The sequence below is a fragment of the Arthrobacter roseus genome (assembly GCF_016907875.1).
Lineage (GTDB): Bacteria > Actinomycetota > Actinomycetes > Actinomycetales > Micrococcaceae > Arthrobacter_J > Arthrobacter_J roseus.
Genome location: NZ_JAFBCU010000001.1, coordinates 331429 through 356307, shown reverse-complemented (window position 1 = coordinate 356307; position 24879 = coordinate 331429). Strand labels below are relative to the sequence as shown.

19 protein-coding genes are annotated in these 24879 nt (G+C 59.7%); 12 read left to right on the top strand and 7 right to left on the bottom strand.

Annotated elements, in window-relative coordinates; genetic code table 11:
* The first annotated feature begins 19 nt into the window (after nt 1-19).
* The 3 genes from rsmG to JOE65_RS01825 all read left to right on the top strand — a co-directional run bounded on the left by rsmG (nt 20) and on the right by JOE65_RS01825 (nt 3293).
* On the top strand, nt 20-673 hold the full coding sequence (rsmG, locus tag JOE65_RS01835) for a 16S rRNA (guanine(527)-N(7))-methyltransferase RsmG (protein ID WP_205161639.1): 654 nt from the start codon (nt 20-22) through the stop codon (nt 671-673).
* A gap of 337 nt (nt 674-1010) precedes the next feature.
* Nucleotides 1011-1901, top strand: coding sequence for a ParA family protein (locus JOE65_RS01830; RefSeq protein ID WP_205163968.1), 891 nt, complete (start codon nt 1011-1013; stop codon nt 1899-1901).
* 93 nt (nt 1902-1994) lie between these two features.
* On the top strand, nt 1995-3293 hold the full coding sequence (locus JOE65_RS01825; protein WP_205161638.1) for a ParB/RepB/Spo0J family partition protein: 1299 nt from the start codon (nt 1995-1997) through the stop codon (nt 3291-3293).
* A gap of 1295 nt (nt 3294-4588) precedes the next feature.
* Here the strand turns inward: JOE65_RS01825 and trxA are convergent.
* The 5 genes from trxA to JOE65_RS01800 form a co-directional block, all read right to left on the bottom strand.
* The gene (trxA, locus tag JOE65_RS01820; RefSeq protein WP_420827480.1) at nt 4589-4921 is read right to left on the bottom strand and encodes a thioredoxin; all 333 of its coding nucleotides are present in this window, start codon (nt 4919-4921) and stop codon (nt 4589-4591) included.
* A gap of 22 nt (nt 4922-4943) precedes the next feature.
* Nucleotides 4944-5978 (bottom strand): thioredoxin-disulfide reductase, encoded by a 1035-nt coding sequence (trxB, locus tag JOE65_RS01815; protein ID WP_338021524.1) that lies wholly within the window; start codon nt 5976-5978, stop codon nt 4944-4946.
* Between the two features lie 118 nt (nt 5979-6096).
* A complete protein-coding gene (locus JOE65_RS01810; RefSeq protein ID WP_205161636.1) occupies nt 6097-7446 on the bottom strand; it encodes an ABC transporter substrate-binding protein in 1350 nt (449 codons plus the stop codon).
* 156 nt (nt 7447-7602) lie between these two features.
* Nucleotides 7603-9396, bottom strand: coding sequence for a murein biosynthesis integral membrane protein MurJ (murJ, locus tag JOE65_RS01805; RefSeq protein ID WP_205161635.1), 1794 nt, complete (start codon nt 9394-9396; stop codon nt 7603-7605).
* 57 nt (nt 9397-9453) lie between these two features.
* Nucleotides 9454-9984: an NUDIX hydrolase gene (locus JOE65_RS01800; protein ID WP_205161634.1), complete on the bottom strand. Its 531-nt coding sequence runs from the start codon at nt 9982-9984 to the stop codon at nt 9454-9456.
* A 110-nt stretch (nt 9985-10094) separates the two neighbouring features.
* Between JOE65_RS01800 and JOE65_RS01795 the strand changes: the two genes are divergently transcribed.
* On the top strand, nt 10095-11537 hold the full coding sequence (locus JOE65_RS01795; protein WP_205161633.1) for a CCA tRNA nucleotidyltransferase: 1443 nt from the start codon (nt 10095-10097) through the stop codon (nt 11535-11537).
* Nucleotides 11538-11560: 23 nt separating this feature from the next.
* Nucleotides 11561-12217 (top strand): histidine phosphatase family protein, encoded by a 657-nt coding sequence (locus JOE65_RS01790; protein ID WP_205161632.1) that lies wholly within the window; start codon nt 11561-11563, stop codon nt 12215-12217.
* A gap of 712 nt (nt 12218-12929) precedes the next feature.
* Here the strand turns inward: JOE65_RS01790 and JOE65_RS01785 are convergent.
* On the bottom strand, nt 12930-14219 hold the full coding sequence (locus tag JOE65_RS01785) for an ISL3 family transposase (protein ID WP_205161631.1): 1290 nt from the start codon (nt 14217-14219) through the stop codon (nt 12930-12932).
* 374 nt (nt 14220-14593) lie between these two features.
* On the opposite strand from JOE65_RS01785, the gene mshA reads away from it, so the two are divergent.
* The 4 genes from mshA to JOE65_RS15005 all read left to right on the top strand — a co-directional run bounded on the left by mshA (nt 14594) and on the right by JOE65_RS15005 (nt 19454).
* Nucleotides 14594-15832, top strand: a complete 1239-nt coding sequence (gene mshA / locus JOE65_RS01780) for a D-inositol-3-phosphate glycosyltransferase (protein ID WP_205161630.1) — start codon at nt 14594-14596, stop codon at nt 15830-15832.
* A gap of 24 nt (nt 15833-15856) precedes the next feature.
* Nucleotides 15857-16621, top strand: a complete 765-nt coding sequence (locus JOE65_RS01775; RefSeq protein WP_205161629.1) for a phosphatase — start codon at nt 15857-15859, stop codon at nt 16619-16621.
* 62 nt (nt 16622-16683) lie between these two features.
* On the top strand, nt 16684-18369 hold the full coding sequence (locus JOE65_RS01770; protein WP_205161628.1) for a formate--tetrahydrofolate ligase: 1686 nt from the start codon (nt 16684-16686) through the stop codon (nt 18367-18369).
* Between the two features lie 542 nt (nt 18370-18911).
* The gene (locus tag JOE65_RS15005; RefSeq protein WP_239536582.1) at nt 18912-19454 is read left to right on the top strand and encodes a PDDEXK family nuclease; all 543 of its coding nucleotides are present in this window, start codon (nt 18912-18914) and stop codon (nt 19452-19454) included.
* Between the two features lie 103 nt (nt 19455-19557).
* Here the strand turns inward: JOE65_RS15005 and JOE65_RS01760 are convergent, their stop codons facing one another.
* Entirely contained in the window at nt 19558-20643 is a 1086-nt protein-coding gene (locus JOE65_RS01760) for an inositol-3-phosphate synthase (protein ID WP_205161627.1), read from the bottom strand.
* Between the two features lie 205 nt (nt 20644-20848).
* On the opposite strand from JOE65_RS01760, the gene JOE65_RS01755 reads away from it, so the two are divergent.
* The 3 genes from JOE65_RS01755 to JOE65_RS01745 are packed head-to-tail and all read left to right on the top strand — an operon-like array spanning nt 20849 to nt 24878.
* Entirely contained in the window at nt 20849-22342 is a 1494-nt protein-coding gene (locus tag JOE65_RS01755) for a glycosyltransferase family 87 protein (RefSeq protein WP_205161626.1), read from the top strand.
* The gene (locus tag JOE65_RS01750) at nt 22339-23436 is read left to right on the top strand and encodes a peptidoglycan bridge formation glycyltransferase FemA/FemB family protein (RefSeq protein WP_205161625.1); all 1098 of its coding nucleotides are present in this window, start codon (nt 22339-22341) and stop codon (nt 23434-23436) included. The genes JOE65_RS01755 and JOE65_RS01750 overlap by 4 nt, the downstream gene beginning before the upstream one ends.
* A complete protein-coding gene (locus tag JOE65_RS01745) occupies nt 23433-24878 on the top strand; it encodes an NAD(P)-binding protein (RefSeq protein WP_205161624.1) in 1446 nt (481 codons plus the stop codon). The genes JOE65_RS01750 and JOE65_RS01745 overlap by 4 nt, the downstream gene beginning before the upstream one ends.
* Nucleotide 24879: the final 1 nt, after the last annotated feature.

Here is a 24879-nt window from a genome sequence, read left to right as displayed (position 1 = left end):
ACTTTTCGATGGTCCGGGTATGAGTGACGGTGTATTGGCCGGTGCCGAAATGGCTGCCGCGCAGAGAATTTTCGGCGATGGACTCCCGCTGGCTGAGCGCTATGTCCGTCACCTCGCTACCAGCGGCATAGAGCGTGGGCTGCTTGGCCCCCGCGAGATCCCGCGCTTGTGGGGGCGTCACGTACTCAATTGTGCCGTGGTCGCGGAGCTGATTGCTACAGACGCACGCGTTACCGATGTGGGCAGCGGCGCTGGGTTGCCCGGGATGACATTCGCGATCGCGAGGCCGGACCTTGAGTTGACACTTGTCGAGCCCCTCGATCGCCGAGTCCAGTGGCTTCAGGAAGTCGTGGCCGACCTGGGACTGCCGAATGTGCGCATTCTTCGGGGAAGAGCGGAGCAATTTGTTGGTCAGATCACCGCTGATGTCGTAACGGCGCGGGCTGTATCGGCACTGACTAATCTCGCGTCTCTGACCATGCCGCTTCTCAAGGGTGGCGGTGAAGTAATCGCCATCAAGGGACGAAGCGCACAGTTGGAAGTGGAGAAGGCCGAGAAGATCATTCGAAAGCTCGGCGGCACCAGCGTTGAGATCCAAACGGTTGGGGAAGACCTGCTTGAGCAGCCAACCACCGTGGTGAGGATAAAGGTTGTTAGACGTCGTTCGTCATGATAGACTCCTCCATTCATTCCTCCTAGCCGGAGTTGACTGTGTTGCGCGACTGAGTGAGTCCTTGAACGGCTAGTCTAGAGTGGTTGAGGCGAGCGTTGGAAAGTGAGCAAGAACAGTGGGAAGTAAGGATTCTGCCGCACGAAAGATGCCGGCATTCGCGATGCTAGGATCAGTGTTGTCGACCCAGATTCGTAGAATCCAACCGGAAGTGTTTGCAGACCCTTCCAATACTGGCATTGTTTCACGTGAAACATCGCCGTCTATAGATGTGAATCCTGGGCCTTCGAAGGATGTCGGCTCCCAGGGTGATGATTCCCAGAGCAAGGTGTTAGACGTCATGGAGAGTATGGACGAGAGCACCCCACTGGCGCGTGAACTGGCGAGTGAAAACAAAAGGCGGGAGAAGCTGTTGGGACGCAAACTCCCAAAGCCTCAGGAGACTAGAGTGCTCACGGTTAGTAATCAGAAGGGTGGCGTGGGTAAAACCACAACAACTGTTAATCTGGCGGCGGCCTTGGCATCTGCGGGTCTGAATGTTCTAGTCATTGATATTGATCCTCAAGGGAATGCCTCAACGGCGTTGGGCATTGAGCATCATGCCGAAGTAGAGAGCATTTATGAGGTACTCATTGATGATGTACCCCTGTCTCAAGTGGTGGCTCAGTGCCCCGATATCGGACGACTTATCTGCGCACCGGCCACCATCCATCTTGCGGGTGCCGAAATCGAGTTGGTCTCGCTTGTAGCTCGCGAGCAGCGACTGAGTCGTGCCATTGATCTATATGAAAAAGAACGCGCAGAAAAGGGCGAAGAGAGACTTGACTACGTTCTCATCGACTGCCCGCCTAGCCTGGGCCTACTGACCGTGAACGCCTTTGTCGCCGCTCGTGAAGTGCTCATTCCTATTCAGTGTGAGTACTACGCTCTCGAGGGCCTCAGTCAATTGCTGAAGAACATTGAAATGATTCAGAAGCATCTGAATGCGGATCTAGTCGTATCAACCATTTTACTTACAATGTACGATGGCAGAACGAATCTGGCTTCGCAGGTGGCCAGCGAAGTCAGGGAGCACTTCCCGAAACAGGTTCTCCAGGCAGTAGTCCCTCGGTCTGTACGCATATCGGAAGCGCCGAGCTATCAGCAAACAGTCATGACATACGACCCATCGTCGAGTGGGGCTCTTTCTTATCTTGAAGCCGCAGCGGAAATCGCGGAACGCGGCGCATAGCTTCAGACCTGTTTTGCTCCACTGGCACTAGACTTGGTTTCATTGAAATCAATGCCTCCGTATCTGGAGGCGTGTGCTGTGGAAGGAAACCATATGGTTGAGAAGCGTCGTGGTTTGGGCCGTGGACTTGGAGCGCTCATTCCGAGTAGTGCTGAAATCTCTCCTACTGGAGACGATCAGGAGCAGCCTCGTCGTCGAACAGGACGCCCAGTAGATGACGTATTCTTCCCCACAGCCCCTGGGTCGTTAGCTTCATCAACGGGCTCAGAGCCCTTAGGGTTCGAGTCTGGGCAAGTCGGCGAGGATGTAGTCGTAACTCCTTCCTCAGGTGCGGCGATGGAGAAGGAGGGGCCTCCTGCAACGGCGAAACGTGCACCCGGTGCCCAGCTGGCCAGTGAAGCTGCAAAGCGAGGGTCAGCGCAACGGGGAGGAGACAACAGCGATACTTTCGCTACTCCAGCGACGCGGGATCAGGGTCCCGGTGTGCCGAAGACGGCTGGAGACGATGGAATTGTGCGGGGCAAACGTCGGGCCGCTGCGGAGGTTGTCGATGTTTCACGTGAAACACTTCTTCCAGTCCCCGGTGCTCAATTCGCTGAGGTGCCGGTTACCTCAATCCACCCAAACCGCAAACAGCCTCGTAACGTCTTTGATGAGGACGACATGGCGGAGCTCGTTCATTCCATTCGCGAGATTGGAGTACTGCAGCCTATCGTCGTTCGTCCTTCACAAGAGGCTGGCGACCGCACGTATGAGCTTGTCATGGGTGAACGCCGCTGGAGGGCGGCCCAAGAAGCTGGTTTGCAGAGTATTCCAGCGATCATCAGATCGACCGACGACGACGCTTTGCTCAGAGACGCACTCCTGGAGAACTTGCACCGAAGCCAACTCAATCCACTTGAGGAAGCAGCTGCATATCGGCAACTTCTCGACGATTTTGGCTGTTCCCACGATGAACTAGCTGAACGCATCGGCCGCTCGCGTCCGCAAATCTCAAATACACTGCGACTCATGAAATTGCCGCCGCTTGTTCAACGGCGTCTTGCGGCCGGAGTCCTTTCTGCCGGCCATGCTCGTGCCCTTCTGGCCCTAGAGGATCACGCAGACATGGAGAAGATGGCCCAGAAGATTGTGGCCGAGGGTCTGTCCGTCCGCGCAACTGAAGAACTGGTGGCGTTGAGCGATGGGTTAAGAAGGCCTGCTCGTACCAATAAGCCACGTGCAGGTGCTAGACATGAGCGTCTGGACTACTTGGAGAGTTCGCTTGCAGATCGGCTGGAGACAAGTGTGAAAATCACCCTGGGCGCCAAGAAGGGGAAGGTAAGCATCGAGTTTGCGTCTGTGGACGATCTAAACCGCATTATGGGCGTCCTTTCCCCCTCCTCGGAGTAATAGAGCAATACTTCGCGGATGGGCGCAGTGCGTCTGATGGTCTGTTGTACCCTCGATAATCACCCGAGAGGAGTGTTTCACGTGAAACCACTCCAAGGTGGTCGGACTCATGGCCGGTTCGGCCGCTCTCAGAGTCAGGGTGCTCGGCTTCCGCTGTGCAGCGGTGATGATTCGGGTCGAACGCAATGAATCGGTACTGGAAGCCAGTCCCGAGGCGGTTGTTCATCTTTGAGAGACCAACCTGGTCTACGAAGGCAGTTTTGGTACTGGCGAAGCTTTTCGTCACAGGGACCGCATTGGTCAGCAAGCAATACCGCCGCAAGGTGGCTGGCACTTGACGGCGTACCTTCGGGTTAGGGTGTGAATCGATGCTCAGTCTGATCCACGGCGTTGGGATACCTGCTTCTCGGCCTGCAATGTGTCGGTCCGAGAGCTAAGCCCGCAGCTGCCGCATTTCTTCTCTTCGCCGCACACCGAGATTACTCGTCGGTCAAGGAACGATGTACAACGTATGCCTCTAATCTCTCTGCGCTGGAAAGCTGTGTCATTCTCGAACGTTCGTTGACGTGAGTATTGGAGGGCAACGCTCTGATGCCTTGTTTCACGTGAAACGGACATAGGTCGTGCTGGTCACCGCGCTGCAGGTGCCCGTCGATTCAGCCCCTACGATGCGAACACAATGATCCAGAGGAACAGATTCGATATCACGGGCTGGTACGAGCTGGGCTCTAAGATCGGCACTCAGTCTAAGAACTATAGACGCGGTTGTTCGCGTCATGCGTGGCGACAGCATGGAATGCTCCTGTTCGACATCAGCATGCTCTAAGCTCTGGCTCTGAGGCTTGTCGATACGTAACTACCCTGAACCATCGACAATATTTACGTTTTCACTTGTCCGCAACGCCGCGGACCCGCCCAAGTAGCTCTTCATCATGTTTCACGTGAAACCCTAAAAGGAAGGTTTCGCGCTTTGGTCGCACTCGGTCAGCTCAACAACCATGGTGTGCAGTGGCTTGCTGTCTGATAGACGTTCGTCACCCACGATCATCCCCGTCCCCTTCCTGGGACGAGGGACAATCACATGGGGAAAACGTGTATCTGTCTACATCTCTATTTCCTGGCGCTCCGTCCAATCATCGTGCGAAAAAACAATCTATAAAGGTTGTTAAAAAGCGATAGAGTCAACGTTAACAGAAAATGCCGACGCTTGTCGCTCCGCATCAGGGATGACAACACGTCGGCACCTTCGAGCCGCACTAAGACAGTGCTTGGGGGCTTAAGATCGGCCCATGTGGCTACTTCAGGAACTCCGCAAATTCCGTTTCTAGGACCTGCTTTGGCTTGGCACCAATTGACTTGGCGGCCACCTTGCCGTTCTGAAAGACGTAGACGGCAGGAATTGAGGTGATGCCGTACTGCGCCGCGATTGCTGGGTTCTCATCTACATTCAGCTTAACGACGTCGATCGTGTCCGCGTGCTCTACGGACATCTCGTCCAGGATGGGTCCGAGCTTCCGGCACGGACCGCACCACTCAGCCCAGAAGTCCACAATCACGGGTTTGTCGGACTGAAGGACGTCGGTATCAAATGACGCGTCAGTTACTGCCTTTGCATTGCTCATGCTCATTAGCTCCTTTGATGATGTCCTGTTAAAGGCTGGCGGTTTCGGAAACTGCTTCCGCATCCGGCGTTGGAACTTCAGCTGCGGTGTCTACTGCGTCGCCAAGGTCGGCGAGGTAATGTTCGACGTCGATGGCCGCCACGCAACCGGAGCCGGAGGCTGTAATGGCTTGTCGGTACGTGGGGTCGATGACGTCACCGGCTGCGAACACTCCGGGAAGCGAAGTAATCGAGGTGCGGCCCTGAACTGCGATGGTGCCCTCGACTGTCAGCTCGAGCTGTGCCCGGACCAGGTCGACCCGGGGGTCGTTACCAATCGCGACAAATACGCCCGTGACGGGCAGGGACGACGCCTCACCGCTAACCCGGTCGCGAAGGTTCAGCGCGGTGACCTTCGTTGTCCCATCAATTCCGGTTACTTCGGCGTTCCAGGCAAACGAGATCTTTGGGTGCGCTAGAGCGCGGTCCTGCATGATCTTGGACGCACGCAAGGTATCGCGGCGATGAACGACGGTGACGCTGCGAGCGAATTTGGTCAAGAATAGAGCTTCTTCCATGGCGGAGTCTCCTCCGCCGATCACGGCGATGTTCTGGTCTTTGAAGAAGAACCCGTCGCAGGTGGCACACCAACTCACGCCGTGCCCTGAGAGGCGCTTCTCGTCCTCGAGTCCGAGCTCACGATAAGCCGAGCCAGTAGAAATGATTACTGAGCGGGCGAGAAAAGTTTCACCGGAACCGGTCAGGACCTTCTTGACGTCGCCCTGCAGTTCCACGGAGGTGACGTCTTCAAACATGATCTCTGTACCGAATCGGGCCGCCTGCTTTTCGAACTGCACCATGAGTTCTGGACCCATGACACCTTCTGGGAATCCGGGGTAGTTCTCGACGTCCGTAGTGTTCATCAGCTCGCCGCCCGCGGTGACGGAACTGGCGATGAGTAGGGGTTTGAGGTTCGCTCGCGCCGTGTACACAGCCGCAGTGTAACCAGCGGGGCCGGACCCCACGATGATGACATCGCGGATTTCCTGCGCGTTCGAACTGCCGGACGGGGTAATGACGCTCACGATGCGGTAGACCTTTCCCTCACTGATTTCTTGATCTCTCGGTCACAACCTTATGGGGTCGCGCGTTATTCCACGGTACGAGGCAGTGACGTTCCGCTGATAGAGCACGTTGTAGGTGCTAGGAGACTTTGATTTCGGCGATGCGGAGGCCCCAGGGGAACTCGGCCTGAATTCCGCTCAAGCGCGGCAGCTGGGTGAAGTTCACGATCACGTACTGTGCTTTGGCGGTATTGCCGTCTTGTGTTGAGACGGGCAGAGTGAGCGTGGTTCCCGTGAAACTACTCTGCGCTACCTGCCGGGCGCCTTCAAGGGTGGGAGTTTCATTCAGCAGAACTTCAAAATTTCCGCCGGCACCATTCAACTGGGTGATCTCCACTTGGTTGATCGAGGAGGGCTCCTGAAGTTTGACGACGAGGGCCATGCTCTGAGCCAAGCCGCCGAAAGTGTCATTGGCGAACACAAAACTCTGCCAGTAGGAGGCTGGATTGTTGTCGATGAGCTTGGGCAGATCAGCATCCGAACCTGAGTTGAGCTCCGGATTGTTCGGAACGAGACGCGTGAGCCCCACTATTTCCGGAGCAACCGCTTCCTGCTCCTCGCTGGTCTCACTTTCACTGCTCGACGGCGTCGGCGTCGGTGTCCCGGATTCGGCTGGAGCGCTAGTGTTCTGATCGTCTCCGGCGACCGGGTCGGCGTTGAAAAGATTGCCCAGATTGCCCAGATTCGAGACCGCCAATACAACGGCGACTACAACGATGGCCGCAAATACCGCCCCGATCAGGCCCCGGCGTACCTTGTTGCCACGCTCGGCAGGAGGCTCGTCGTATTCGTCGTATTCATCCTCGTTCCCACCGCTGTACGCAGCGCCACCAGAGAGGGCTCCAGCGGGGAAGCGGGATTGACGTTGCTCGGTGGTGTCATCGCGGGAAGAGGTGCTGGGACGAGAGGCTGGGGGCGTCGGTGCAATGGGCGCAGTTCGAGGCGATTCCTGCCGGGGCGGCTCAGACTGGGGCTGGGACTTACGGCCGGATCCCTGTTTACGAGCCTGCTCTTCGTAATAGTCGTCGTCGTCGTCGTAAACCATTGGCTCGGTGGACCTGGCATGACCGAAAATTTCAGAGCCCAGCGTATCCGTGAAGAACGGTTCAATGTATGGCTTGTTTTGCTCAATCACCAGATCGAGCAGGTCTGCTGGCTGAGCTTGGCTTGTGACCAGGTACGTGTGTTCCTCGCTGATCCCGAGGTCCAGTACCTGGATGTTTCCGGGGCGTTCCCCGGTTGCGAGTTCACGCGCGCTGGCGGTCATCTGGCTGGCATTGGCGGGAGACGCAAGGAGGATACTCACGGGACGGTTCAACACCTGGTCGATGCCGTCGAGGACCATGTCGTCGTCGGCGGAGGCCAGAACGTGGCCGGTAACCTTGTATCGCCCGCCCAGTACTGATCCGGCTACGACTGGTTGTGGCACGTGTTCCTCCCGCGGAATCGCTAAAACAATAGGACGCCGAACTGCCCTTGAAGGTGGGCACACCGGCGACTGTTATCGAAACTTCTTTCGCAACTTTGGCTTAATGCTACCTGTCAACCGCCGTTACCCATGCGATACCGGGATGTGGCGTCCTGCTCAGGCCCGGCCCACGCGCCGCAGTAGTGGCTTCAGGAAGTCCTTGAGCTCGTTGACGTGCAGCGCTTTCAAGAGCGCCAGGTAGACCAACCCCATAAGCGTGCCACACACAACAACGACGACGACAGCGGTGAAGTAGTTCTGCCACGCGAATCCGTCAGTGTTGTACCCGCCGAAGAGCCAGAGCGCGCCCCCGCCTACAGCCGCCGACACGAGAGCGGCCGCAACAAGTCGCAAATGAACATCGGCAATATGACCGGCACCGTAATCGCCTAGCTCCCTTTTGAGGAAGATGTGACTCACGATCGTGGCGGCCACATTACCCAGCGAATACGCCACCGCCAGGCCCATGACGATGAACTGCGCAGGAAGCAAGCCTGCCGCAACTGCCATCGAGACGCCCACGACGGAGAGGATGGCCTGCATGATGAACGGCGTGCGGCCGTCCTCATTGGCGTAGAACGCACGGTTCATCACAAAAGTGGAACTGAAGAACGGGGCGCTGACAGCCAGGAGAACCAGCACCTGCGCCTGGATGGCTGCGTCGACGTCGGACCTGCCGCTGAAGAACACGCTGATAGGTCCGGCCAGCACCACCAGAACCGCCGAACAGAAGACTGTTGCCACCCCAATAGTCCGCAGCCCAGTGGAAATGGACTCACGCACCCCGTCGAGGTCCTTGTCCGTGAAGGAATGCGACATGCGGTTGAAGAGGACAGTAGCCAGCGATAAGGCAATGACTGAATGCGGAATGATGTACAGCATTGACGCCGTTTCGAGGGTGAAGTGCCCGGCGATATTCTGCGGCGGATCCTGTGCCATGAGGTCATTGCGCAGCGAAGATGCCTTACTGGCCACCGATGTATAGACCAGGTAGGCGCCGTTACCCACCAGCATCGTGAGGATGGTCCATTTAGCGACCCGCGCCGTCGTGCCCAGGCCTACGCCCCGCAAACCGAACTGGGGCCGCAGACCCAAACGAAGCTTGCGCAGCGGCCAGATCAGAATCAGAGCTTGCAGGACAATGCCCAGAGTGGTGCTGCCAGCAAGCACCACGGTGGCCTGGCTGGACCACTCGCCCGGACTGAAACCGGTATCCCGATTGGTGCCGAACATGGCGATGAACACCAGCAGGCCCGCGATGGCGACCACGTTGTTCAGCGCAGGCGCCCACATGTACGCCCCGAATCGTCCGTGGGCGTTGAGGACCTGCCCCATGACGGCGTAGAGCCCGTAGAAGAAGATCTGCGGGAAAAGCCAATAAGCAAAGATGGTGGCCAGAGGCAGCTGATTAGCGTCCAACTGCGTCACCGTCTGGAGGATCAGAGGCGCGGCGAGAGTCACCAGCAGGGTCAGCGGAGCCAGCACCACCAGGGTCAGCGTCATGATGCGGCTGATGAAATCTGATCCGCGGTCCGGAAGGTGGATTGCCTTGATGACCTGTGGAACGAGTACCGCATTGAACAGGCCGCCGGCGACCATCAGATAAATGAAGTTAGGCAGCACATTCGCGATGGAGAAGATATCCGTGATCAAGCCCGTATTGCCCAGAGCAAGAGCGAGTAGCGCTGTGCGCATAAGCCCCAACAGACGGGACGTCATGGTTCCGGCCGCCATGATGGCGCTGGAACGGGCCATGTTGCCCGTTCCGTCACCGCTGTCAGCCATTTCCTGGCCGTCGTCGTGCTGCGGCTGCGGGCCAGCCTCAACGCGGACGTCGGTGTGACGGAGCGTTCGCCGGCGCGGGTACACCGGGTCAAGAATGGGCAGTGCGCCCGTGCTTAGTTCTGTCATCGTTTCCTATGGTCTCACCAGAGCCGGCGATACCGCCCTTGCGACAGGCGGCGGCGGTTACAGGAACTGGGGAAGGATGTCGCGGGCCAGATCGGCAATCCGACGTTCGTTCGGGAAAGAAAGACGCCCACCAAGCCCGTTCAAGGGGACCCAGGCGACGTCGATCGCCTCGTGGTCCGGGTCATTGTCGATGGTCAACTCACCATCCGTAGCACGCAGGAGGTAGTGGTGAACCGTTTTGTGGACACGGTGACCGCTGACGGTGAACCAGTAGTCGATGCTCCCCAACGCAGCCAGAATCTGGCCCTCGATGCCCGTTTCTTCTTCTATTTCCCGGACTGCAGCTTCCTCGTTGGTTTCCCTGCCTTCTGGGTGCCCCTTGGGCAGACACCATTCGAGGCGCCCACCGCGATTGAGCCTGGCGATGACCGCGACGCTGAGATCGGGGGTAGAGGTGTCCACGACCATGCCGCCGGCGGATACTTCCTCAACAGTTGGCAGCGAATGGTGCGTTGTGGGCACGCCGGTGCTCCCCATTGATACCGTCAACGGGGTCCGCTTGGGAGCACTCGGTACTGGGCGGGCCATGGATCCACTCTAACGATCTTTGTCGTTCATGAGCACCGCGCCCTTACCCCGTGGGTCGTCGTTCCGCCGGTAATGGCGTTTGGCCGGTTATCTGGCACGCTTAAGGAACTATGGTGCACTCCGACGTTGAACCCTCATTCGCTGATCCGCTTCCTCCCGTTGTCGTGGAACTAGGAAGGATTTTCACAGCAGGAGGCTATGAACTGTCGCTGGTTGGCGGCCCAGTACGCGACCTCTTTCTGGGAAGAGTTTCACCGGATCTGGACTTCACCTCCGACGCCGATCCAGACCAGATCATCGCGGTGATCCGACGGTGGGCAGACGCCTACTGGGAGATTGGCCGTGATTTCGGAACCATTGGCATGCGGCGTGGTGAGCACATGATCGAAGTGACTACGTACCGCGCTGAGGCGTACGATCCGGATTCGCGCAAACCAAAGGTTGTTTTCGGGACGTCGCTTCAGGACGATCTCTACCGCCGTGATTTCACGATCAACGCGATGGCACTGAAACTGCCGTCCCTGGTGCTGGTGGACCCGTTCGGTGGCCGCGAAGACCTGCGCAAAGGTGTGCTGCGCACGCCGGGGTCGCCGTCGTCGTCGTTCTCCGATGATCCGTTGCGGATGATGCGTGCGGCGCGGTTTGTCTCCCAGTTGAAGGTGACGGTGGCTCCGGAAGTCGGCGCGGCGATGAACTCCATGGCAGAGCGGATCAACATCATCTCGGCTGAGCGGGTGCGGGACGAACTGGTGAAGCTGATCTGCGGGGTGAATCCCCGTGCCGGCGTCGATATCCTCGTGGAGTCTGGTCTTGCGGACCACGTGCTGCCCGAAGTCCCCGCCCTCCGGCTCGAGACGGACGAACACCATCGGCACAAGGATGTCTATCAGCACTCACTGCAGGTACTGGATCAGGCGTGCGCTCTGGAAACCGATAACGATGGCGTCGTCCCCGCACCGGATTTTGTGCTGCGGTTTGCGGCGCTCATGCACGACGTGGGCAAGCCGGCTACTCGCCGGTTTGAATCCGATGGCGCGGTGAGCTTCCTGCATCACGACGTGGTCGGGTCGAAATTGGTGAAGAAGCGGATGCGTGAGCTGCGCTTCAACAATGATTCCATCAAGGCTGTGGCGCGCCTGGTGGAGCTGCACATGCGCTTTTACGGCTATGGAGATTCTTCGTGGACTGATTCCGCCGTGCGCCGGTACGTCAATGATGCCGGGAACCTCCTTGAGCGGCTTCACCGGCTGACACGCGCCGATGTCACCACCCGGAACCGGCGCAAGGCCGAGAGGCTCGCGTTCGCCTATGACGATCTGGAGTCGCGGGTCACCGCACTGGCCGAGCAGGAAGAACTCGCGGCGATCCGTCCGGATCTCGACGGGGCTCGCATCATGGAGTTGTTGAAAGTCCGCCCTGGCCCCATTGTGGGCCGTGCGTATAAGTTCCTGCTGGAAGAACGAATGGAAAACGGCCCGCAGGAGGCCGCAGACGCTGAGCGGAAACTTCTCGAGTGGTGGCAGGAACAGCCTGAATCACGCGACGAGGACTAATCTGGGTGCAACGAGGAGGAACCATGGCCAATGAGGAACAGTCCGGGGCAGCGAAGCCGTTCACCACTCCCGCGGGAACGGAGCTGCCGCAGTTGTGGCTACTTCGCCATGGGGAAACCGAGTGGTCCCGTGATCACAAATACACCGGTCTAACGGACCTTGAGCTGACCTCTGCTGGCGAGGATCAAGCCCTGTCTGCCAGCTCCAAACTGGAGGGAATCCGGTTTGATCGGGTCCTTACCTCGCCTCTGGTCCGGGCGCGGCGCACGGCGGAACTGGCCGGTTACCCAGATGCTGAGGTTGTGCCCGCAGCGCACGAGTGGGACTACGGCGACTATGAGGGCAGACGCAGCGCCGATATTCGCCAAGAGAAGCCCGGCTACCTGATCTGGAAAGATGGCGTACCCAACGGCGAATCGATTGACCAGGTGGCAGCCCGGGCACGCAGCATCGTCTCCGATGTTCAGGCCGGCTGCGGAACCACCGCCGACCGCACTCCCAACGCCGCACCGGTGGAGAAAGTGCTCCTCGTGGCGCACGGCCACTTTCTGCGAATTCTCGCCTCCCAATGGCTCGAGCTGGATCCCGTCGAAGGTCGGCGTTTTGTTCTCGGGACAGCTGCGGTCTGTGCTCTTGGGTGGGACAAGCGCACTCCCGCGATTCTTCGCTGGAACCTCTAAGACGTCGTTACACAAAGTTTTTGGAGAAAGTTTGAGCAGCAGCTAGGCATTTGTTGCGAAGGTGTTGTACGTTATAGAAGTGCGATTGAGACCTACCAATTGGTTTCCGCACTGTTTCTGTCTGCACGCAGTATAGAAAAGGAGGTGGGTATTCGTGATTAACAATCTGGACGGCATCTTTACCGTCAAGCTCCGGCCCGCCTTCTTCACTGCGGCGCACTAACTTCCGCTAAAACCGGAATTCACACCCCGTCGTCAACCCGGGGATAGTTCTCTCTTTTTAGCTACGTCGGTTCGTCTTTTCATGTGCCCCGTGGCTATTCCCGCCGATTCAACGGCAAAAACACTAACCATTTCCATTATCAGGAGCTCACTGTGCCAACCCTGCACACAACCATCGCCAGATCAGTCAAAACCCTGCCCCAGCCGGCGCCACGCGGCGAATTCGTCATGTCGGGAAACCTCACCACGTTCGACAACGACCCCGAACAGACTAAGAACTCCGACCCCGCCACTGGGACCATGCCCAACTATCTGACCCGAAAGGAGGTCCAGCTCATGCTGCGAAAATTACGAAACAGTGTTTCCCTCTGGGAGCGAATACGATCCATCAAGTCCAACCAGGCGAGAGACGACGCACAGCACCTGGCGCTGCCGCAACATAACCGGCTCTTCGCGTTTCGTGGTGAATATCAGCCCGCTGAGATGAATTTCATGCCACCGTCCGGGCAGCACTTCTCAATAGGATACGTGATTGGTAATTGGTCGGATTGCGGAACCCTCGAGCAATCCGTTTGATGTTTTTGATCATCGTGTTGGCTGCCTCGACTTTCGCCGTGGTGACCCGGGTGTCGAGCAGTGTTTGGATCTCTGGCCACCACTTGGTCACGGTGGTCAGCAGCCGATCAGTTTCCATCATCGCCGCCGACTTGACCTGGCGCTCAAAGAACTCTTGGCGCTCTTGGACGCTGGCTGGATTGCTACTGGAAAGCATCAGTCGCAGTGCTTCCTTCACTCCCCAGGCGGCGGCGAGTTCCTGGGTCGGATCATCGGTGGCGAAGACATCATCGAGTCGTTTCTTGCCGGCGTCGGAGAGCGTGTCGTAGCCGCGCAGCAGCAACCGCCTGTGGGCCCAGGCCTTGTCCGTTTTCAGGCCGCGGCGCCCGTGTTGCTCCCGGGCGACGCGCTGGCGGACCCCGGTGAGCATGTCATTGGCCAGCAAGACGAGGTGGAAGTGATCCACTGAGACGGCGGCGTCGGGCAGGTGCTCGCGCAGGGCTTTGCGGAACGCCGCCGACGGGTCGATCCCGACCGTTTCGATGCCGGCCAGCCAGGCGGCGGGTCGGGACTTGAGCCAAGCCCCGACGCCGTGGCTGTCGCGGCCGTTCACGATGCCCAGTACCTGGCCGGAATCGACATCGACGATGGTGGACATCCATGGCTCGAACCGGGACCATTTCCCGCTCTGCTGGTCCTTGAACCAGCGCACGGATCGGTAGCGGTGCTCATCGATCCCCAGCCGTGCCGGGGTCAGCAGGTCCACCGATGGCAGCGCCAGGGCGGCAGCGACAACAACAGTGTTGACCAGCCACCAGGAGACCCCGAACGCGGCCGCGACCTCGCTGGCCGCTCTGCCGGAGGAGACGACGGCGTCTTTGAGCGTGTCCTTGAGTCTGGCCGTAGACCGGGCGAAGCGGGGCACTTGCGGGGTCGACTCGGCAAAGGTCTTCCGGGTGCAGGCAGGTTCGTCACAGAAGAACCGGCGCTTGGCCCACCACACGCTCACCAGCCCGGCGACAAGGATGTCGCGAACCCGCTGTCTCCGTCTCGAATGCACCCGGGTGGAAATCATGCCGCAGCCAGGGCAGCCCGGCGGGAAGTCCGAGGCGATGGTGACAACACGGATACCGTCACCGTTCGTAACGGCGGTGACGATTCGGTAGTCGGGCAGATTGAACAGTGTCGTCGCCGCATCCGGGCACGACTGGGTAGGCTGGTTCAAGGCTCGTGGTTCCTGACTTGAGAAGAATGCTAGACACATCCATCTCAACAGGGCCACGGGCCCTTACTTTGCTACGACACGAACCCCGGATTCACCACCAACCGTGAAGAGCCACATAACCTCTTCATCAAATAGTCGTCATATCAGGTTCCATTCGTCGCAAAGGAGGAACTTATGACATCTGTCAGAGTCCCACTGGGAGAAGCCCGCGCTTCCATGCGCGGGCTTCCGCATTTAACGGCCGCAAGATTACCCGCCGGTAGCGGATGCCCGGAAGGAAACAACTCCACAGGGCGTTATAAGCTCATAACGGCCGCGACGCAACGAAAATCCCACCAGCACAAGACACAGCCGCAACATCAAGGAGGAGTGCCGTGACCAACATTCAGCGAGTTGCCATGCTGTCATTGCACACCTCACCGCTCGAACAACCCGGATCCGGAGACGCGGGCGGCATGAACGTCTACGTCAGATCGATGGCGTTGGAGCTCGCCAAAACAGGGATCGACGTCGAGATCTTCACCCGGGCGCACGCTGAAGACCAAGCCGAGACCGAAGAGCTGGCCCCCGGTGTCATAGTCCGCCACGTACCGGCTGGCCCCCGCCAAAAAGTGGCCAAGGAACGGCTACCCGAACTGCACGACTCGCTGGTAGACGCTGTCCACGCCATCCAGAAACACCTCAGTGACGAACACTTTGACGTGGTCCACTCTCACTACTGGGTATCGGGCATCGCGGGTCTACGCCTGGCCAAAACGTGGAAGCTGCCGCTCGTGCACACGATGCACACCATGGGAAAGGTCAAGAACCTCCGTGCTCCCGCGTATGGAAGCGTTGAGCCCGCCATCCGTATCAAGGGTGAACAAAAAATAGTGGACGGAGCCACCCGCCTCATCGCGAACACCCGCCGTGAAGCCGGCGAACTGGCAACGCACTATGGCGCTCCCAGCGGCAGCATCGACATCATCCCGCCAGGAGTGAACCTGGAGATTTTTCACCCCGCTCCGGTTGACCGCGCCTCGCTTGACGTCAGCCAGAACGCCTTTCACCTTGTCTTCGCGGGCCGTATCCAGCGACTCAAAGGCCCCCAAATTCTCATCGAAGCGGCCGCTCGGCTCGCGAAAAGTCGCCCCGACATCCCCCTGAAAATCAGCATCCTTGGATCAGTCAGCGGCGCCGAAGAGCTTCAGCTCGAACCGCTTGTCCAATCTCACGGCCTTCACAACACGGTGTCCCTGCACCCTGCAGTTCAACCAGCAACTCTGGCCACCTGGCTCCGTTCAGCCGACGTCGTCGTCATGCCCTCCTTCAGCGAATCCTTTGGCCTCGTTGCCCTCGAAGCGCAGGCCTGCGGCACGCCCGTACTTGCCGCGAACGTAGGCGGACTACCGCAGGCCGTCAGCCACGGGCGCACTGGCCTACTAGTCGACGGTCACGACCCCGCGCTGTGGGCGGCAGAACTGGAAAAGCTCTACGACGACGCCGGGCTACGGCAGACCCTCGCCAACGGCGCCGCCATCCACGCCCGCGCTTTCGGCTGGAACCGCACCGCAATGCTCACAGCCCAGAGCTACCGGAACGCCGTCGAGGACTTCGGATCGCCTTCCCACTGAGTCTGGGTTGCCTAGTATGGACGTGTGACTCCCAACGAACTTGCTCAGTACCTGGACTCCGCCAAAATAACTGGCAACGTTGCAACACCTCGGCAGGACAACCTGAAGCACATGCGCTGGTTTTGCGACGGCAACGAGCACCTCGAATTCGGCGTACGGCTCTCACGGGCGTGGACCTTCAACGAAGTCTTCGACCTCATGCACGGAAAAGTCGGAACCAGCAACGATCTCGAACTCATTGAGGGTCAGGACACCATTTCCGCGCAGAAGTGCGTGGCAGCCCTGAACCGATTCGCCAGCGTACTCGGCGATGCCGTGCGCGCAGGAAAGCGGATCCTCTTCGCAACAGGGCACCCCGCCGGGCTGCTCCCGGTTCATGCCGCACTGGCCGTTGCGGCCGAAAAGGCGGGCGCCGTCGTCGTGCGTGTCCCTGAAGGCAACCCGTTCCTCGAGGGCGATCTGCGGCAATTGTTTGGGGTGTTGGTCTGGCACCAGCATGGCGGACTAGCCCACACGCACTATCCGCACCCCATGAAATTGAGCCTCGAACTGCTTCAGGAACGCGGACTGGACAGACCGGAACTCGTGGTTGCTGATCACGGATACGCAGGGTTTGCGGCAAGTAGCGGCATCGAAACCATCGGATTCGCGGACTGCAACGACCCCGGACTATTCGTCTCTGAAGCAGAAGGACAACTGAGCGTCGCCGTACCCCTCGATGACAACGTCTGCCCCGGGCTCTACGAACCGATGACAGAGTACATTCTGGAGCGCGCGGGGCTCTCCTGATTGTCGGCGGCCACTGGTAGGTTGTGACCAGTACGACGACGTGCCCACACTCGGAGGACCAAATGTCTGACACACCTGCCCTGAACAACCTTGAGATTGCACGGCAAGCAGTGATGGAACCCATCCAGGACATTGCCCGCAAGGCAGGTATCCCGGAAGAGGCACTGGAGCAGTACGGACGCTACAAGGCCAAAATAGACCCTGTGCAGTTGCCGGATACAGGCAAGGCCCCTGGACAGGTAGTGCTCGTCTCCGCCATGAGCCCCACGCCAGCTGGGGAAGGTAAATCAACGATGACCGTGGGTCTTGCAGATGCCCTGGCAAAAGCGGGCAAGAGTGTCATGATCGCCCTGCGTGAACCCTCGCTCGGACCAGTCCTTGGCATGAAGGGCGGTGCCGCCGGAGGAGGGCGTTCCCAGGTTCTGCCCATGGAAGAGATCAACCTGCACTTTACCGGTGATTTCCACGCCATCACCTCTGCCAACAACGCCCTCATGGCACTGGTGGATAACCATATTTATCAGGGCAACGAGCTCAACATTGACCCGCGCCGCATCACGTTCAAGCGGGTCCTGGACATGAACGACCGCGCGCTGCGTGAGGTGATCATCGGCCTTGGCGGACCAACCCAGGGCGTTCCGCGGCAGGACGGCTTCGACATCACCGTGGCCTCGGAGATCATGGCGGTTTTCTGCCTGGCAAGTGACCTCGCAGACCTCAAAATGCGGCTTGGCCGCATGACGTTCGGCTACACCTATGACCGCAAACCGCTCACCGTGAATGATCTCGGTGTCTCGGGCGTGCTCACGCTGATCCTCAAGGATGCGATCAAACCCAACCTGGTGCAGACCATCGCCGGGACACCGGCCCTGGTACACGGTGGGCCTTTCGCCAATATTGCGCACGGCTGCAACTCCGCCCTCGCCACACTCACTGCCCGCAAACTAGCCGACGTGGTGGTAACTGAGGCCGGATTCGGGGCGGACCTTGGTGCGGAAAAGTTCATGGACATCAAGGCGCGGTACGCAGACGTTGCACCATCTGCCGTCGTCATCGTGGCCACCGTGCGAGCCCTGAAGATGCACGGCGGCGTACCAAAAACGAACTTGACCGAACCTAACGTGCCCGCCATGGAAGAGGGTGTGGCCAACCTGGAGCGGCACATCCGCAACGTTGAGAAGTTCGGGCTGACCCCCGTCGTCGGAATCAATCGTTTCGTCACCGATACGGACGCCGAACTGGACTGGATCATGGCCTGGTGTGCCAAGGAAGGCGTGGAGGCCGCCGTCGCCGACGTCTGGGCGCACGGCGGAGGCGGTACCGGAGGAGATGCGCTGGCCGAGGCCGTGCTGTCCGCGCTGGCCAAACCCAACGACTTTCGGCACCTCTATTCGCTGGATCTGCCTGTCGTAGACAAGATCCGGACCGTGGTGCAGGAGATCTACGGCGCGGACGACGTCGAGTTCAGCGTGGCCGCCCTACGCCGGCTGGCCGAAATTGAACGCAACGGGTGGGACAATCTGCCGGTGTGTATGGCCAAGACGCAGTACTCCTTCTCCGACGACGCATCGAAACTCGGTGCGCCGAAGGGATTCACCGTGCACGTACGAGACCTTATCCCCAAGACCGGCGCTGGCTTTATTGTGGCCCTGACCGGGGCCGTCATGACCATGCCCGGTCTGCCGAAGGAGCCAGCGGCCATGCGCATGGACGTAGCCGACGACGGGAGTCCGGTCGGTCTGTTCTGACGCCCTTATCCCCGAACGCGTGTGCAGTTATTGTTGGAAAGATGCAGGTTGGAGCGCTATTCCAACAATAAGTGCGGTCGGGTCCTAGAGCGGGGGACATGAAAACGTCTCAACCTGTGGATAACTCGATTTGGCTCTTGGGAACCGGCAAGAATGGCGTGTATGCGGACGCCCAAACCACTGCCCACTGAGCTCCACGAACGCGAGTTCACCGGAGCGGAAGCTATGGGGCTCGGCGTCTCCCCACAGCGGCTTCGTGCGCCGGATATCGAACGAGTTGCCCGCAGCGTTTATAGGGTTATTGGGACCACAACAGATGTCGAAGATAGGGCTCGCGTACTGAGCGCAGCCAATCCTCACGCCTGGGTTTCGCACGAAACTACCGCTCGCATTGGCGGCTTGTACCTTCCTGCGCACTTAGCGTTTTCTGACGCTCTTCATCTGAGTGTTTCCACAGATCAGGGGCAGTGCGCCAACCCGGGATTGTTGGCCATTCGGTCATTGTGCGTGAGGGTGAAGTGCAAATGTGGAACGGTATCCGTATGTCGACGCCGGCACGAACGTGGTTGGATCTGGCGGCGAAACTATCTCTGCCGGATGCGGTTGTCCTCGGAGACCAGCTCCTTCGCGTTCCTCGAGCGGCATTCGAGGAATGGAGTGCGCCCTGGAACGTCCGATCAGAACTATTCACATTGCTGTCAGGTCATCCGAATTTTCCGGGGATCGTCACGGCGAGGGAAGCCCTGCAGCTGATGAGAGTTGGTGCCGACTCTCCGCCGGAAACCAAACTCCGTTTGGCACTTTTGGAGTGGGGGCTGCCCGAGCCGGAACTGCAGGTCCGCGTTGATCCGGAGGATCCGTGGTCGCTGCCCGCAGATCTTGGCTATCGACGGGAGCGGGTGGCAATTCAGTACGGCGGCGGTGTTCACCTGACACCGGAGCAGCAGGCCCGCGATAACAGGCGTGATGAGGGTTTCAACGCTGCTGGATGGTCCTACTTCAAGTTCAACCGCACCGATTTACGGGGTGACTTCCGGCGGGCCTCGATGGTTGTTCAGGGAGCCCTGGGGCGCACCGCGGCGTGAGTCAGCCCTTAACGCCAGATCCGTCCGCACTTTTTGTTGGAATAAGGGCCAAGGCGGCATCTTTTCCAACAAATAACTGCGGACGGATCGAGGGGTGGAGAGGCTAGCGTTCCACGTCGCCGCGGATGAAGGCCTCTACCTTTTCGTGCGCGATGTCGTCCGCATACTGCTCGGGTGGGGACTTCATAAAGTAGCTCGAGGCGGAGAGGATCGGTCCGCCGATTCCACGATCCAGAGCAATTTTCGCTGCGCGGACAGCGTCGATGATCACACCTGCAGAGTTGGGTGAGTCCCAGACTTCGAGCTTGTACTCCAGTGATACGGGTGCATCCCCGAAGTTGCGTCCCTCCAGACGGACGAAGGCCCACTTGCGGTCATCCAGCCATGAAACGTAGTCCGACGGACCGATGTGGACGTCGTCGGCGGATAGTTTGGCCGAGGTGTTGGACGTGACGGCCTGGGTCTTGGAGATTTTCTTGGACTCGAGCCGCTCGCGCTCCAGCATGTTCTTGAAGTCCATGTTGCCGCCTACGTTGAGCTGGTAGGTGCGGTCAAGGGTGACGCCGCGGTCTTCGAAGAGTTTCGCCATGACGCGGTGGGTGATCGTGGCACCGATCTGGCTCTTGATGTCGTCGCCGACAATCGGGACGCCGGCGGCCGTGAACTTATCCGCCCATTCCTTGGTTCCAGCAATGAAGACCGGAAGGGCATTCACGAAGGCAACTCCGGCGTCGATGGCGCACTGTGCGTAGAACTTCGCGGCAGCATCCGAGCCGACGGGCAGGTAGCAAACGAGAACGTCCACTTTCGATGCCTTGAGCTCGGCGACAACGTCAACCGGTTCGTCGTCGGCCTCAAGAATGGTTTCGCGGTAGTACTTTCCCAGACCATCCAGGGTGTGACCGCGGAGTACATTGACGCCGGTGGTGGGAACGTCGGCGATTTTGATGGTGTTGTTCTCGCTCGCGCCAATAGCCTCCGCAAGATCCAGGCCCACCTTTTTGGCGTCGACGTCGAACGCCGTCACGAACTGAACGTCGTTGACGTGGTACTTGCCGAACTTCACGTGCATAAGTCCGGGAACTGTGGCAGTTTCATCCGCATCGCGGTAATACTGCACGCCCTGGACAAGCGACGCTGCACAGTTACCGACTCCGACAATTCCGACCCGAATGGGGTTAGCCACCACTGTTCTCCTTTGAAACACATCAACGCACCGTGCGCGCGAAAACCCGCACAGAATAATAAGGTTACTTTCCTTGGTGTCGCCAGATAGCGATCCAAGGGTCATTCTAGTTCAACACCGGCGCGCTCCTCTTATTCCCGCATGTGGCCAGCTCGATCAGCGGCATGCTGATAAATCAGACGCTCCCCAACCTCGCTAGGCTTGACCCATGACGAGTTCCCGGGTGAGACGGCCGCATCGCATTGTGGTGCCCACCCGGAATGACCCTTTGCTGCGGCGCTTCACGGAACTCATCGGCGGACCGCTGGGCCGACACAGTTCGCCAGGCACAGTGGACCCGGGCTTCTTCACGGTGGAGCGCGTCCTGGTCATCCTGACCACGATTGCTGCCCTCGTGTCAGTCCTGATCAAGAATCCATGTCGAGTCAATGGCTGGTCCACGCCACAGCACTTCTACATGGCCTGCTACTCCGACTGGCCGGAACTCTTCCATTCACGCGGCCTGGCCGACGGCGTTTTCCCGTTCCTGACGGAGGGCGCCCCGTTCGAATACCCGGTCCTGCTGGGCCTGCTGGCGGGTGCGACGGCGTTGTTGGTCCCGTTAGCAGGGTCGGACCAAGCACGTGCCTTGGCTTATTTCGACATCAACGCAGTGCTGGTTGCTGCGGTGTGGATCGTGACTGTTATCGCCACGGCCCGCATGACCAACCGGCGGCCGTGGGATGCGGCGATGATCGCCGTCGCGCCGGGAATTGTGCTGGCCGGAACCATCAACTGGGATCTGTGGGCCGTCATGCTTGCGACCCTGGGAATGTTGTCTTTTGCGCGGAACAGGCCGGTGGCCGCGGGTATTTTCATTGGTCTAGGAACAGCGCTGAAGCTCTATCCCCTGCTGATCCTCGGTGCAGTGCTGGTTCTCGCCATCCGGTCCGGAAAGTTTCGACCCCTCGTGCTGAGCACGGGTGCAGCCGCCGCTACCTGGCTGGTGGTCAACGTGCCGTTCATGATCAAGGACTTCGGCGGCTGGCAGTACTTCCTCACCTTCACGCAGGATCGCGGCGCTGGATACTCTTCGGTGTGGTTTGCCTACAACGAGGTGGCTGAGCGGCTTGGTTGGGGCGAGGTCGGTGCGGAGTTCATCAACTTCTGGGCGTTCGCCCTGTTCGCTGCTGCCTGTGCGGGCATTGCTGTACTCGGCCTCACGGTGGCGCGGCGGCCACGCATGGCCCAGCTGGTTTTCCTGATAGTCGCGGCGTTCATTCTGACCAATAAGGTCTACTCACCGCAGTTTGTTCTCTGGCTCGTTCCTCTCGTGGCCTTGGCGCGCCCCCGATGGACGTCCTTCCTCGTATGGCAGTTGATGGAAGCCTTGCACTGGTGGGCCATCTGGATGTTCTTGGCCAAGGAAACCAGCGGAGGGTCGAGCCAGAACAATCTCGACAGCCCTTACTATGTGCTGGCCGTCGTCGCGCATATTCTAGCAACGGTATATATCATGTGGCGCGTGGTCGGAGACATGGTTGAGCCTGAATATGATGTTGTCCGCGCAGTGGGCGCCGACGACCCCCAGGGCGGGCCCTTTGACCGAGCGCCGGATAGATGGCTCCTGCCCTGGAGCACCGGATCGAGCACGGAACAAGTAGCTTCCGCAGAGCCTCGAAGCTACACATCAGACGACGTCCCTACGAAAGCAGCACCGTGAACTCTCTGACCTGTACGAAACTCGACCGTGAGGCCTTTGAAGCACTTGTGGCCGACCATCCCGACGTGGTGGTTCCCCTGGAACAGACGCCGTACTGGGCAGAGTTCGAGTCCGCCATGGGCCGCAACGCCTACGGCATCTGGGCCTATTACGACGCCGGTTCACCCGTTGCGCTGGCCAGTTACCTGCTGTTGGAGCGCCGGTTCCGGAACTCTCTGGTAGTGGTCAACGGACCCACCTGGTTTGCGGAAAGAACCCCGGAGGCCGAACAGCGACTGGTCGAAACCGTGCTTGATCAGTTCAAGGACGACCCGGCCGTGGACCCCCTGTATATCCGCATGCAGGTTCAGCATCCGAACCCCCCGGTTACGGATCCGATTGAGCACGGCTGGTACGAGCGCGAAATTGTTGTGGATCTTCGGCCGGACGAAAAGGCGATCGCCGCCGGATTTCGGCCCAATGCGCGCAACTGCATTCGGAAAGCTCGAAAAACCGGTGTCGAAGTCAGGTTCATTGATGCGTCCGAGCGCACTGAGGTTTTCCGCCGCGAGCTTTACCCGATCATGGAGGAGACCGCTGAACGCGATCAGTTCGCCAGCTTCGGCTCTGACTTTTACGAAACGCTCTTGGACACCCTTGGAGACAAGGCCAGACTCGGCGTCGCCTACCTTGAGGGGCGCGCGGTCTGCTGGCTGATCAGCACCGAATACCGGGGCCACGCGGTGTACCTGTTTGCCGGGAGTAGCTATGCAGCACGTCAATCCAACGCGGCGTACCTGCTCCTGTGGGAAACGTTTCTGGTGCTCAAGGCTGCCGGGAATACCGCGTGCGGCCTGACCGGTATTGTCAGCGATAACTACCCGCAGTTAATCAATGTGACGTCCTTCAAGCGGAACTTCTCCAAGAACGTCGTCACCCTGCCCACCACTTACGACATTCCGCTCAATCCGGTGAAGTATCGGATCGTTGCCGGTGCCCTGAAGGCCCGCCGCACCCTTCCGGGCAGAGTCCGGGAACTCGTGGCGAAGGCCCGGGACCTCAAGGCCCGAAGTCTGAAGACGCGCAACCGCCGAGAGGCAGAAGGTCAGCTGTGAGTGATGTCGCCGTTGTCGGATCCGGTCCCAATGGATTGGCAGCCGCAGTCACCATGGCGCGTGCGGGCTTATCCGTGCACGTTTACGAGGCGGCGGAAACTGTGGGCGGGGGGACGCGAACCGCGGAGTTGATGGAGCCCCGGCACATCCACGACATCTGTTCCGCGGTGCACCCTCTGGCGCTTGCTTCTCCGTTTTTCCGCGCTTTTGGGCTATCGGAGCGCATCGAGCTGATCACGCCGGACATCGCCTACGGTCACCCTCTCGACGGCGGCCGGTCCGCGCTTGCCTACCGCGATCTGGAGCGGTCGGTGGAGGCATTGGGGCGCGACGGCGACGCGTGGCGACGCGTGTTCGCTCCGCTGGTGCGGCGCGTTGACGGTGTGGTTGACGTACTCCTGAATTCGCTGCTTCGCGTTCCGGCGGATCCGGTGGCTCTGGCGCAATTTGGCCTGCGTTCGCTGCAGCTCGGCACGGCGGCCGGCAGGACTGTGGCCGGATTCCGTACAGAGGATGCGCGATCCCTTTTCACCGGCGTCGCAACCCACCCAGTGGGCCCGCAGCCCTCGCTCTCGTCCGCTGGTGCGGGGCTGCTGCTGGGTACAGCCGCGCACGCTAAGGGTTGGCCGATCCCGGTTGGAGGGTCACAGGCTATTGCCGATGCCATGGTGGCGGACCTTTTGGCTCATGGCGGCGCCGTGACCACTGGGCGGAAAGTTGAAGACCTGAACGAGCTGAAGCCAGCCAAAACTGTGCTGCTCGACGTGGCCCCTCAGGGCCTTCTCGAGATGTCGCAGGACCGGTTGCCACTGAAATACGCGAACGCTCTTCGGCAGTTTCGGTATGCAGATGCTGCTTGCAAAGTGGACTTCATCCTCTCTGGCCCCGTGCCCTGGGCCGATCCGGAACTCACCGGCGCCTCCACGGTGCACGTTGGCGGAAACTCAGCGGACATCGCTCGGGCGGAGAACGACGTCGCCGCCGGGCGGCATCCCGACCGGCCCTTCGTGCTGGCTTCCCAGCCGACGCCGTTCGATCCTTCCCGTGCACCCGCCGGACGGCACATCCTGTGGACGTACTGCCACGTACCGGCTGGTTCCACACGGGACATGACCGAGGCGATCACCCGTCAGCTGGAGCGGTTCGCACCGGGGTTCCGCGACGTCGTCGTGCGTTCACAGGCGACGACGGCGGCCGGGCTGGAGCGTTACAACGCCAACTATGTGGGTGGCGACTTCGGTTCCGGTGCTACGTCCCTGCGGCAAATGGTGGCCCGGCCCACGTTCTCGCCGAAGCCCTGGGCTACGCCGTTGGAAGGCGTTTACCTCTGTTCGTCATCCACCCCGCCGGGCCCGGGCGTCCACGGGATGTCGGGGTATCTGGCGGCCAAACTCGCGCTGAAACGCCAGTACGGGCTACAACCTCCTGCGCTGAATCATTAGC